Origin of the sequence: Bradyrhizobium brasilense (assembly GCF_029714345.1) — a bacterium.
GTDB lineage: Bacteria > Pseudomonadota > Alphaproteobacteria > Rhizobiales > Xanthobacteraceae > Bradyrhizobium > Bradyrhizobium australafricanum.
Map to the genome: position 1 here is coordinate 5,823,902 of NZ_CP121669.1, position 12,327 is coordinate 5,836,228.

The following is a 12,327-nucleotide window of genomic DNA, read 5'->3' on the forward strand; positions in this document are numbered from 1 at the left end:
TTCAGCAGACGTCGATGGCGTGAAACACCAGCGAGGCGGAATGGACGTGCGGTAACAGAGCGATCGTGTTCAACGTCGCGCCGAGCGCACCGGCATCGGGTGCATCGACCACCACGACGAGCTTGCCTCTGGGGTCGCGGCCGAAAATCTCGCAGCCGGAAACGGCGAGGATGTCGGCTTCGACCGCATCAAGGCTCTCGGGGCGGGCCTGCACCAGGATGCTGGCGATCTCGCCCCCCGGGGGCGCCACGACGCGCTCCGCTGTCAAGGCGCGGCCGGTAATCAACATACGGCGATTGATCGCGGTCTTGCGCACAACGATGTCTCTCCCTGTCAGTGCGGTGGGGGCGGACCGGGAGGGCCGGCCACCGTTTGGTAGATCCAGATCGCGAGTCCGTATGACCCCACAGTCGCGACCGCGAGCCCCGGCATCAGGATGGCGGTCAGGAACAGGAACGCGAAGATTTCCATTCGCGTTCGGCGACGCCGTGCATCTGCGTCGCCGTCTGCGACCGCCATGATCGTGTCTCTCGCTTGGGACGTTGGGGGGACGGCATCCGGGCCGCTGCCTTGGACATCAACCTAAGGAGCGGCGGTGAGCGGACATTGATTCAGATCAATGTGCGGAGCGACGGCCTCACGCAGCAAACATATCTCGGGCGAGCGAGACGACTCTACGTGGTAATCAATCGCACGCCGGATCAACCACCCTCGCCGCTCTCGCCGTCACCGCCCTCATCCCCCGGCACATATTCCAGGATATCGCCCGGCCGGCAGTCCAGCTCGCGGCAGATTGCCGACAGCGTCGAGAAGCGCATCGCCTTCGCCTTGCCGGTCTTCAGGATCGACAGGTTCTGGATCGAAATGCCGATCGCGTCCGCGAGGTCTCCGAGGCGGCGCTTGCGCTTTGCGAGCATGACATCGAGGTTCACCACGATGGGCACAAGCATCACCCTCAGATCGTCAGATCGTTTTCGGACTGCAACAGGATGGCCTGCTCGATCACGAATTTCAGCGCCATCAGGAACACGCCGCCTGCGACCGTGCCGACGTCGACGCCGTAGCTCGGCAGGAAGAACTTGATGTCGCCAAGCTGATACAGCGCATAGGTCACCGCGATGGTCGTGATCGTATCCACAAACGGCCAGACCACCAGGAAGATCCCCATCCACCAGACACCCTGCAGCGTTTCGGACACGAAGATCCGTCCGTTGGCGAATCGGTTCACCATGCGATGTAGGATGCCGATCAGCACGGCGTAAAACGATACCCCAAGCGCGAACAGCGACCAGAACAGCACCTGGCCCTTGGCCGACATGGTGAGCGGGTTGGCGACGATGGCCGCGCACTTCGCCTGCTCGCCGATCAGGCTCTCGGCGATCGTCGCCGACGCCGTGGTGGTGCGGTAATAGGCCAGCCACAACACCACCGGCAACGCCGCCCAGATCAACCAGAACGCCCGATCGAGCCTGCGAAACCAGAGCTGGCGCTGCTCACGAACCGATTTCCCCATCGCACCCATCCGAAAAATTCTTGCCAGAAAAGCCGTTACGGCCGGATTGCATCATGCCCAGGCAATGTCATTGACTCAACCTTAAACGTGATTTATTTCATGTTTATCATGAAATTTTTCATGAAGAAGGTGGATGATGACGGTAATCCCAGACCAAAACGGCCTGCGCAAGGCCCTGAAGCAATTGATCCACGCTCACCTCACGCGCCGCCTGATCGTGGCCGCGTTCCACATCCCGCTGCTCGGCAGTCCCGCCGATGCCGCCAAGGCGATCGACAAGGCCAACGATCCGGCCGGCGTCTGGCTGACCCAATCCGGCGACGCCAGGATCAAGGTCCAGCGCTGCGGCAGCGCGCTGTGCGGCCGCGTCGTCTGGTTGAAGGAGCCGACGGACAAGGCCACCGGCAAGCCGCAGCTCGACGACAAGAATGCCGATCGCGCGCAGCGCGCCCGGCCGGTGATGGGCATGTCGCTGTTCATCAACATGCAGTCCGCCGGCCCGAACAAATGGGCCGGCCGGATCTACAACGCCGACGACGGCAAGACCTATGAGAGCTCGGTGACGCTGGTCTCGCCGGGCACGCTGAACGTTCGCGGCTGCATGGGAACGCTGTGCGCCGGCGAAGACTGGACGCGGTGAAGGGAATGCGGTGAAGGGACTTGGCCCCGACCCTTCATCGGCCAAGAAGAAAAGCAAACCCGCTCACTCGAGGCCGCCGCATTTGGGCGGCCTTCTTTTTTGAACTCGTGTGCTGAATGCGAAGTTCGTGCGATTTCGCGGCAGCCACTTTCACGAACTTCGCATTCATAAAGCACACTAGAATCATAAGTTTGCTAGTGTCCTTATCGAATCCGAAGTTCGCTCCGAAGGTGCGGCAAATGATGCGAACTTCGGATTCGGGACACTAGCCGCCCGCCTCAATCTTCGAGGCCGAGCTTCCATAGCGGCGGCAGGTCGGCGAAGGGCGGCGTGGTGTGGGCGATGACGATCGCGGCGCGCCGGCTGTCGGAATCGATCTTGCTATTGATCGCCTTGACGTGCGCCTTCACGGCATCGAGCCCGACGCCGAGGATAGCAGCGATCTCTTCGTTCGACTTGCCCTGCGCGATCCACGACGCTACCTCGATCTGGCGCGGCGTCAGCGCGGGAAATGCCAGACGCAAGCGGTCGCTCGGTGTCAGCGCCGCCAGCGTTCGCTCCTGCGCCTGGCGGTAGCCGCGTAGGATGTGCGGACGAAAACCCTGCATCCGGTCGCGCTCCTCGTCGCTGAACGCCGGCCGTCCCACCACGCGATGCCCGACAACGGTGACCACATAACCGGCGTGCTCGAACGCGATCCCCATGATCCGCCGCGCCCCCGACGGCAGGAACACCTCCTTGGCAATCGGCAGCTCGACGAATTCCTCGTCGCTGAAGAAATCCGACTCGCGCAGCGCGCGTTCGCCATAGAACGCCGGATCGTGCTGCCAGAACGGATGCGAGTGCATGTGCTTCGCAAACGCCTGCATGCCGCGGGCACGAACCTCCGGATCGTCGCCGACCGAAATCAACGACCGGAAATCCCAGCTCGGACGATGGAACTCGGTGAAGCTCACCACCTCCGCATCGACCAGGCGGCCGACGCCGGCGAACAGGACACCAGGCAGCGTGTGCAGGTTGGACTCGGATTCGTAGAGACGAATGATTTCGTCGTTGAGCTTGCTGTCCCGTTGCATGGGATTCTGATCGACCAGGTTTGATTTGATTTTTTGGCGATCGCTGCAACGTCGCGACGTGCCTACATGTTGCAGCAAAGCCTCGCTCGCCGTCTTATCGTTCGTGCGCGCGTTGGTATACCCCTTAGGGTAATGGCCAGGTCGCATTCGATTACGGAATCTCTGCGCTGTGTCGAGTCCGACACATCGCGCGACGTCGTCAGGGACAGCAACACGCATGGCCCGGCGAAAGTTGCAACAATTCGAGTTACTACCGGGACTGAATGCGGTGACCCCATTGGAAGACGCAGCGGAACGTCCCGCTGTAGGACAGTTCGAAGATACACGTAACGGTTGCTTTGAAGCGAGACTGCGCGCGCAGCACCAGCAAGCATTATTCCGCGGCGCGCTGCTGGGCACGACATCGCTGGTCGCGCTCGCGCTGCTCACGGTAACGCCGGTACCGTCCCATGCGGCGGACATCGTCTGGACCGGCGCCAACTCGTCGACCTGGACCGACCCGACCAACTGGCTCCCGAACATCCTTCCGGCTTCCCCCAACAATGCGGTGATCGACACCACCTCGCCGCATGCCACGACGATCGCGGGGACCGCGGGGCAGGCCACTAACCTCTATATCGGCCAAAACGCCATCGGCGAGCTGACGATCAGCGGCGGCGGCACGATGAACAACGTCAATGGCTTCATCGGAAACAATGCCGGTTCGAACGGCACCGTGACGGTCGATGGCTTCGGCTCGGTGTGGTTCAGTGTCGGTGTCAATGTCGGCGTGGCCGGCACCGGCACGCTGACGATCCAGAACGGCGGCACCGTGGCCGGTACCAACGGCCTGATCGGGTCCTTGCCTGGCTCGAGCGGGACCGCAACGGTCACCGGACCCAACTCGTCCTGGAGCATGACTGACGATCTCTCTGTCGGCACAAACGGAACCGGTGTGCTGACAATCAAGGCTGGCGGCACCGTGAGCGATCGCAACGGCCGCGTCGGCTTTGTCCCCGGTTCGAGCGGCACCGTCACCGTCACCGGCCCCGGCTCGTCCTGGACCAACTCGGCCGAACTCTATGTCGGCACCGCCGGCACCGGCGCGCTGAACATCGAGAACCGCGGCGTCGTGAGCAACGGCGCCGGCTCAAATGCCTACCTTGGCTATATCTTCGGATCCAACGGCAACGTAACCGTCGATGGCGCCGGTTCATCGCTTCTCGTCGGCAAGGAGCTTCATGTCGGCTATGTCGGCACCGGCGTCCTCAACATCCAGAACGGCGGCGCGGTCAGCAACGACACGACCTTCATCGGCTCCAATGTGGGCTCCAACGGCAACGTTGTCGTCACCGGCGCCGGTTCGTCGCTGAGCAGCGCTGACTTCCTGTATGTCGGCTACTCCGGCACCGGCACGCTCGACATTCAAAATGGCGCCACGGTCACCACCGCCCCCAGCGCGACTCGCGGGATTGCCGGTATCGGCGTCGTTGCAGGCTCGAACGGCACGGTGACGATCGACGGCGCCGGGTCGTCCTGGACCCATGGCGGCATTCTCAATGTCGGAGGTGGCGGCACCGGCACGCTGACCATCCGGAACGGCGCAGTGGCCAGCATGATCGGCAGCGACATCGGCTTCCTCGCCGGCTCGAAAGGCACGGCCACGGTCACCGGCTCCGGCTCGTCCTGGACCAACAGCTTCGCCCTGTTTGTCGGCGATGCCGGCAGCGGCACGCTGACGATCCAGAACGGCGGCATCGTAACGACGCCGCTTTTTGGTGTTGCCAATCAGGCCGGCTCGACCGGCACCGTCAACATCGGCGCCGGGCTCGGTCAGGCCGCCGCGGCGCCGGGCACGTTGAACACGCCGACGGTCACGTTCGGCGCCGGCACCGGCAGCATCGTCTTCAACCACACGTCTGCGAACTACAGCTTCGACCCGGCCATATCAGGCGCAGGGTCGGTGCTGGTGGAGGCCGGCAAGACCATCCTGACCGCAAACAGCACCTACACCGGCACCACCACGGTCGACGGCGGCACGCTCAGCGTCAACGGCTCGATTGCGTCCTCGTCCCTCACCTCAGTCAATGCGGGCGGCACGCTCGGCGGCAACGGCACCGTCGGCAACCTCACCATTGCCAGCGGCGGCACCGTGGCGCCGGGCAATTCGATCGGCACGCTGAACGTCTCGGGCAATGTCAGCTTCGCGGCCGGCTCGATCTATCAGGTCGAAGCCAATGCCGCCGGCCAGTCCGACAGGATCGTCGCCACCGGCAAGGCGACACTCGGCGGCGGCAGCGTGCTGGCGCTGGCGCAGAACGGCACCTATGCGCCGCAAACCACCTACACCATCCTCACCGCGAACAGCGGCGTCACCGGCAGCTTTGCCGATGTCACCAGCAGCCTTACCTTCCTGAACCCGTCGCTGACCTATGATCCGAGCAATGTGTATCTGACCTTGGCGCGCAACAGCACGACCTTCCCCGACGTCGCGCAGACGCCGAACCAGCTCGCGGTGTCCAACGCACTCGAAGCGAGCGCGCAGACCAGCCCGTTGGTGGTCAGCATTCTTAATCAGAACGCCGCCGGCGCACGGCAGGCGTTCGATGCGCTGTCGGGCGAGTTGCATGCCAGCACACAGACCGCAATGCTCGACGATTCACGCTATCTGCGCGACGCTGTGCTCGGCCGGTTGCGGCAATCCGCGTTTGCCGGCGATGCAGGGCCGATGGCCGCGCTCAGCGCCGGCGGTCCGCGGCTGGCGGCGATGGATTCGATGGCGGCCTCCTCCGCCCTCGCCTATGCCGGCGCGAGCCGTCCCGGCTTCCCGATCAAGGCGCCGCCGCTCGCCGCGCCCGCGCGGATTCCCGACACCGCATTCTGGGCCCAGGGCGTCGGCGCCTGGGGCCGCTTCGGCGGCGACGGCAATGCGAGCGGCATGACGCGCGACCTCGCCGGGTTCTTCAGCGGCGTCGATCATCGCTTTGCGCCGAACTGGATCGCCGGCATCGCCGGCGGCTACACCAATTCCTCATTGCGCATCGGCGACCGCACGAGCTCGGCCAACATCGACACCGCGCATCTCGCCGGCTATGTCGGCGCGACCTACGGCGCGCTCAGCCTGCGCGGCGGCGCCGGCGCCAGCTTCAGCACGCTCGACACCAGCCGCTCGATCATCTTCCCGGATTTCTTCGACACCACGCGTGCGCGTTACAACGCCACGTCAGCACAGGTGTTCGGCGAGGTCGGTTACGGCTTCAACCTCGGCAAGGTCGCGCTCGAGCCGTTCGCCGGCCTCGCCTGGGCGCATCTCGACACCGACAGCTTCAACGAGACCGGCGGCAGCGCGGCGCTGTTCGGCGGCCGCAGCAACCAGGACGTCGGCTATTCCACTGTCGGCGCGCGCTTCGCCAGCAATCTTGCGCTCGGCAACGGCATGTGGCTGACGCCGCGCGCCTCGGTCGCCTGGCAATACGCGTTCGGCGATGTCTCGCCGACCGCGGCGCTCGCGTTCCAGAGCACCGGCGCAAGCTTCACGGTGAACGGCGTGCCGCTCGCGCGCAACGCGGCGCTGGTGGAAGGCGGGCTCGACCTGCGCATCACCGCACAGGCAACCGTCGGCATCTCCTATGTCGGACAGCTTGCCGATCGCGTGCAGGATCATTCGGCGAAGGGCAGCTTCAGCTGGAAGTTCTAACGACGGTTTTGAGTTCGTCGCGGAAGCCGAACAGTTGCAACCATCGCTCTTCCCGCTAGCGGGAAGAGCAGCAGCTTTGATTCGATTTTGCGCGCAATTCGCGGCGATTGCGGACCGCTCTGTTGCAGCTATGCCTCGCTTGGCGACTGATCGTACGCGCGCACGTTGATGTACCCTTTCGGGTAGTGGCCAGATTGTGGTCCATTGCGGAATCTGTCGACGGTGTCGACTCCGACACATCGCGCGACATCATCAGGGCCTGGCACGCGCAGGCCCGATGAAAACGGCGACATCTTAAGTCTGGCAAGGCTGAATGCGGTGACAATGCGGGAATACGCGGCGAAGGATTTCGCTGTAGGACAGTTCGGTGTCGCGCAGACCGCCCGTCTCGATGCGAAGTCGCGCGCGAGTTATCTTCGCACCCTCGCCACGGTCTCGCCGCTTGCGCTGATCCTCGGCACGGCCGGCCTGACATTGCCGGCTCACGCCCAGGCGGCCTGCACGGCCGACACCACGGCGTGCAGCGCTGCCGGTGGTCCCAACTCCGGCGGGCGTGGCGGCTTCGGCGGCAACGGCAATGGCGTCGGCGGCAACAGCACCAACCTGGTGGGCGCCGACACCGTGCAAGTGCCTGGCAGCCCCAGCAGCGGCGGCACCGGCGGGATCGGCGGTGCGGGGGAGAACGCTGGAGGAAACGGCGGCGCGCCGGGCTCGGCACTCACCGGAACGGCTGTCGTGACGACACCAACCACCGGCGTGACCGGCGACACCGGACCGGACGGGTTTCATTTTGGGTCCGGCGGCGGCGGCGGCGGCACCGGGGTGTATTTTTCGGGCACATCCCTGACCGTCAATGGCGGAGTGACAGTCAACGCCGGTAACGGCGGTGCTGGCGGAAATTCTCCCGGCGCCGGTGGCGGTGGTGGCGGCGGCGGCGGTGGCGCCGGCGTGGTCTCCACCGCAGCCGGCGCCTTCGTCTCGAATGCGGGGACGATCACGGGAGGGCAAGGCGGGACCGGAGGCGGCGGGACCGGACTCGGCGGCGGCGGCGGGGGCGGCGGCGATGGCTTGCTGGTGCTCGGCGATGGAACGTCGATCAGCAACGCCGGCAGCATTACCGGAGGCGGCGGCGGCAGCGGCGGGATCGGCTCCCTTGGCGGAGCCGGCACCGGCGGCAGCGGCGCCGGCGTCAATCTGGTCAGCAGCGATAATACACTGGGCAACACCGGCACCATCACGGGCGGTGCCGCGACCGGCACAGGTACGGCCGGCGTCGGTGTCATGACCAATGGAAACAGCACCATCAACAATGCCGGCACGATCAGTGGCGGGCTCGACGCCGACGGCGTGACCCATGCGGCCGCGATCCGTTTCGGTGGAACCAGCAACGTCCTGAATTTGCTGACCGGCTCGACGCTTGTCGGCGATATTCAATTGATTACGGGTGCCGCTGCAACGATTGCAGCACAAAACAACGGGTTCGCGCTCGGCAACAACATCGTGCTCGGCTCCGGCTCCCTCGTCGCCTTCAACACCACGCCGGCCAATTTTTCAGTCACCGGTGTGGTATCGGGCGCCGGCAGCGTGGCCGTGACCGGAATAGGCACGCTCACACTCTCCGGGACCAACAGCTACACCGGAGGAACGACGCTGGCGGGCGGAACGCTGTCGGTGTCGTCAGAGGCCAACCTCGGCGCGGCTTCGGGCTCCCTGACCTTCAACGGCGGCACGCTCCAGGTGACCGGCACGAGCTTCACCGGTACGTCACGCACCATCAATTGGGGCGGCGGCGGCTTCGAGATCGTCGATGGCACCAACAATTTCGTCGTCAGCAACTCGTTCACGGGCAACGGCGGGCTGACCAAGTCCGGCGCCGGAACGCTGACCTTCACCGGCAGCAACAACTACTCCGGCGGCACCACCATCTCCGCCGGCACGCTGCAACTCGGCAACGGCGTCAGCTTCGGATCCATCACCGGCAACGTGGTGAACAACGGCATCTTCGCCGTCAACCGATCGGACATCTATACGTTCGGCGGGACGATCTCGGGCAGCGGTGCGTTCGCGCAGCTCGGCATCGGCACCACCATCCTGACCGGCACCAACAGCTATGGCGGCGGCACGACTATGTCGCGTGGCACAGTGCAGGTGTCATCGGACACCAATCTCGGCGCCGCGTCGGGCGCGCTGAATTTCGACGGCGGTGGCACGCTGCGGGTCACCGGCACAGCCTTCACCGGCACCACGCGCGCCATCAACCTGGGCAGCGGCGGCGGAGCGTTCGATATCGCCGATGCCGCCAACAATTTCACCCTGGGCCAGTCGATCAACGGAAACGGCACCCTGTTCAAGCTCGGCGCCGGAACGCTGACCTTGACCGGCAACAGCAGCCTGACCGGCGGCATCGCAATCAGGGCGGGCACGCTGCAACTCGGCAACGGCGGCACCTCCGGCTCCATCCTGGGCCAGGTGGTGAACATTGGCACCTTCGCCATCAACCGCTCCGACACCTATACGTTCGGCGGAACCATCTCGGGCAGCGGCGGGTTCGTGCAGAAGGGCAGCGGCACCACCATCCTGACCGGCAACAGCAGCTATGGCGGCGGCACCACGATCGCGAACGGCACGCTGCAGATCGGCAATGGCGGCACGTCGGGCGCGATCACCGGTAACGTCTTCAATGACGGACGGCTGATCTTCAACCGCGCCGACGACAGCACCTTTGCCGGTTCGATCAGCGGCGACGGCCTCTTCACCAAGAGCGGGATCGGCACGCTGACGCTCTCCGGCAACAACACCTATACCGGTGGCACGCAGCTGCTCGGCGGCACCTTGGTCGTACAAGGTGGCAACGCCATTGGCGACAATTCCAGCGTCATCGTGCTCGGCAACAGCACGCTGCGCCTGCTCAGCAACGAGAAAGTTGCAACGCTGTCGTCCGGCGCCACCGATTTCGGCACCGTCGATCTGGCCGGCGGCAATCTCACCACCAGCCTGAATTCGACCATCACGACCGCGCTCTACTATGGCGCCATCACCGGCGCGGGCGGGCTGGTCAAGGACGGCACTTACAAGCAGGTGCTGGCCGGCACCAGCAACTACACCGGCGGCACCACGATCCAGTCCGGCACGCTGCAGCTCGGCGATGCGACGCATCAGGCCAGCCTCATCGGCGGCGTGCTCAACAACGCCACGTTCGAGATCGTCAACGCCGATACCTCGGGGCTCACTACGATCACGAACAACAGCAAGCTGAATTTCCGCAACGCGACCTCAGCCGGCGCCGTCACGGTCACCACCACAGCGAGCGGCCAGACCGTGTTTGCCGGCAACAGCACGGCGGGCAATGCCCGTCTCGTCACCGACGCCGGCGGCGTCGTGGATTTTTCCGCAAGCACGGGGCCGGCCGGAAACCGCGTTCTCTCCGCCGGCTCGATTGAGGGAGCCGGCCGCTATAATCTCGGCGCGAACGCACTCACCGTCGGCGGCAACGACCTGTCGACGATCGTCAGCGGCGTCATCGCCGACGGCGGCGCGAGCGGCGGCACCGGCGCATCGCTCACCAAGATCGGTGCCGGCACGCTGACCCTGAACGGCCAAAGCACCTACACCGGCGCGACCAACGTCAACGCCGGCAAGCTCGTGGTCGGCGACGACAGCCACGGCGGCGCAAGCCTCGCCAGCGCCGTCACGGTGAACAATGGCGGCACGCTCGGCGGCATCGGCACTGTCGCCGGCATCACAGCCAATGCCGGCGGCATCGTCGCGCCCGGCAATTCGATCGGCACCTTGAACGTCGCCGGCAACGTTTCCTTCGCGGCCGGCTCGATCTACCAGGTCGAGGCCAATGCGGCCGGCCAGTCCGACAAGATCATAGCCACCGGCACCGCGACGCTCGCCGGCGGCAATGTGCTGGCGCTGGCGCAGACCGGCACCTATGCGCCGCAGACGGTCTACACGATCCTCACCGCGAACGGCGGCGTGAACGGCACCTTCACCGATGTCACGAGCAGCCTGACATTCCTCACGCCGACGCTGAGCTACGACGCCAACGACGTCTTCCTAACGCTCGCCCGCAACGCCACCTCGCTGACGAGCGTCGCGACGACACCGAACCAGATCGCTGTCGCCGGCGCACTGGACGCAAGCGGGCAACAGCGCGATCCGCTGATGGTCGCGGTGCTGAACCAGAACGCCGCCGGCGCGCGGCAGGCGTTCGATGCGCTGTCCGGCGAAGTGCATGCCAGCGCGCAGACCGCGATGCTCGACGACTCGCGCTATCTGCGCGAAGCCGTGCTCGGCCGTCTGCGGCAAGCTTCGTTCGCCGGCAGCAGCGGGCCGATGGCGGCGCTCGGTTCAGGTGGCCCGCAGACCGCTGCGATGGATCAGCTGTCGGTCAGCACCGCGCTCGCCTATGCCGGCACCGAGCGGTCCGCGTTTCCGGTCAAGGCGCCGCCACTCGCGCGTGCTGCGCCGATCGCGGACACCACATTCTGGGCACAGGGGGTCGGCGCCTGGGGCCGGTTGAACGGCGACGGCAATGCCGCGGGAATGACGCGCGACCTCGCTGGCTTCTTCAGCGGCGTCGATTACAGATTCGCGCCGAACTGGATCGCCGGCATCGCCGGCGGCTACACCAGTTCGTCGGTTCATGTCGGCAATCGCGCGAGCTCGGCCGATATCGAGACCGCGCATCTCGCCGGCTATGTCGGCGCGAGCTACGGCGCGGTCAATCTGCGCGGCGGCGCCTCGGCAAGCTTCAGCACGCTCGACACCAGCCGTTCGATCGTGTTCCCGGGCTTCTTCGACGCCGCGCGCGGCCGCTATGACGCGACCACGGCGCAGGTGTTCGGCGAGATCGGCTACGGGCTATCGCTCGGCCGCGCCGCGCTCGAGCCGTTCGCCGGCCTCGCCTGGGCCCACCTCAGCACCGACAGTTTTGCCGAGACCGGCGGCAGCGGCGCTGCCGCGCTGCGCGGCGCCGGCAGCGATCAGGATGTCGGCTACTCCTCGCTCGGCGCCCGCATCGCCACCAGCTTCGCCCTCACCAACGGCATGCAGCTGACGCCGCGCGCCTCGGTGGCGTGGCAGTACGCCTTCGGCGACGTGACCCCGACGGCGGCGCTCGCGTTCCAGGGCCTGGGAACCGGATTCACCGTGGCCGGCGTGCCGCTGGCGCGGAACGCGGCACTGGTCGAAGGCGGGCTCGACCTGCGGGTCACACCGCAGGCCAGCATCGGCATCGCCTATGTCGGCCAGCTTGCCGACCGGGTCCAGGACCACTCGGTAAAGGCCAGTTTTAGCTGGAAATTCTGACCCGGCGCCGCCGCCGGGCTCCGCCCCATCCACGTCGATCCGGAATGCCGATCCGCCGATTTTGCTGCATTGCACAGTCGCGAATGCTGCTATGCAAACAAGTCCG

Annotated in this window: 8 protein-coding genes; 3 read left to right on the plus strand and 5 right to left on the minus strand. The window is 65.7% G+C overall.

Annotated features, from left to right (window positions below):
• Position 1 precedes the first annotated feature (1 nt).
• From QA635_RS27455 to QA635_RS27470, 4 genes are all read right to left on the minus strand, one after another.
• The gene (locus QA635_RS27455) at positions 2 to 289 is read right to left on the minus strand and encodes a chaperone NapD (protein WP_249794411.1); all 288 of its coding nucleotides are present in this window, start codon (positions 287 to 289) and stop codon (positions 2 to 4) included.
• Positions 290 to 333: 44 nt separating this feature from the next.
• A complete protein-coding gene (gene napE / locus QA635_RS27460) occupies positions 334 to 519 on the minus strand; it encodes a periplasmic nitrate reductase, NapE protein (RefSeq protein WP_283062529.1) in 186 nt (61 codons plus the stop codon).
• Positions 520 to 701: 182 nt separating this feature from the next.
• Positions 702 to 944, minus strand: a complete 243-nt coding sequence (locus QA635_RS27465) for a helix-turn-helix domain-containing protein (RefSeq protein WP_026192543.1) — start codon at positions 942 to 944, stop codon at positions 702 to 704.
• Positions 945 to 955: 11 nt separating this feature from the next.
• On the minus strand, positions 956 to 1,513 hold the full coding sequence (locus QA635_RS27470) for a DUF2975 domain-containing protein (RefSeq protein ID WP_176936754.1): 558 nt from the start codon (positions 1,511 to 1,513) through the stop codon (positions 956 to 958).
• A gap of 133 nt (positions 1,514 to 1,646) precedes the next feature.
• Here QA635_RS27470 and QA635_RS27475 point away from each other — a divergent pair, with 133 nt between their 5' ends.
• Positions 1,647 to 2,153: a DUF2147 domain-containing protein gene (locus QA635_RS27475; protein ID WP_283062531.1), complete on the plus strand. Its 507-nt coding sequence runs from the start codon at positions 1,647 to 1,649 to the stop codon at positions 2,151 to 2,153.
• 278 nt (positions 2,154 to 2,431) lie between these two features.
• Here QA635_RS27475 and QA635_RS27480 read toward each other — a convergent pair whose 3' ends face one another.
• Complete coding sequence (locus tag QA635_RS27480; protein WP_283062533.1) at positions 2,432 to 3,229, minus strand: helix-turn-helix transcriptional regulator; 798 nt, start codon at positions 3,227 to 3,229, stop codon at positions 2,432 to 2,434.
• Positions 3,230 to 3,497: 268 nt separating this feature from the next.
• On the opposite strand from QA635_RS27480, the gene QA635_RS27485 reads away from it, so the two are divergent.
• Together QA635_RS27485 and QA635_RS27490 are read left to right on the plus strand one after the other, a co-directional pair.
• Positions 3,498 to 6,905 carry an autotransporter outer membrane beta-barrel domain-containing protein gene (locus tag QA635_RS27485; RefSeq protein WP_283062535.1) on the plus strand — a complete coding sequence of 1,136 codons (3,408 nt, stop codon included), beginning with the start codon at positions 3,498 to 3,500 and terminating at the stop codon, positions 6,903 to 6,905.
• Between the two features lie 324 nt (positions 6,906 to 7,229).
• Positions 7,230 to 12,221, plus strand: coding sequence for an autotransporter domain-containing protein (locus QA635_RS27490; protein WP_283071845.1), 4,992 nt, complete (start codon positions 7,230 to 7,232; stop codon positions 12,219 to 12,221).
• Positions 12,222 to 12,327 lie beyond the last annotated feature (106 nt).

What these genes read in the sequence shown, in the direction of transcription:
- QA635_RS27455 (WP_249794411.1), bottom strand. Translation starts at nt 289, where the DNA reads ATGTTGATTACCGGCCGCGCCTTGACAGCGGAGCGCGTCGTGGCGCCC.
- napE (WP_283062529.1), bottom strand. Translation starts at nt 519, where the DNA reads ATGGCGGTCGCAGACGGCGACGCAGATGCACGGCGTCGCCGAACGCGA.
- QA635_RS27470 (WP_176936754.1), bottom strand. Translation starts at nt 1,513, where the DNA reads ATGGGGAAATCGGTTCGTGAGCAGCGCCAGCTCTGGTTTCGCAGGCTC.
- QA635_RS27475 (WP_283062531.1), top strand. Translation starts at nt 1,647, where the DNA reads ATGATGACGGTAATCCCAGACCAAAACGGCCTGCGCAAGGCCCTGAAG.
- QA635_RS27480 (WP_283062533.1), bottom strand. Translation starts at nt 3,229, where the DNA reads ATGCAACGGGACAGCAAGCTCAACGACGAAATCATTCGTCTCTACGAA.
- QA635_RS27490 (WP_283071845.1), top strand. Translation starts at nt 7,230, where the DNA reads ATGCGGGAATACGCGGCGAAGGATTTCGCTGTAGGACAGTTCGGTGTC.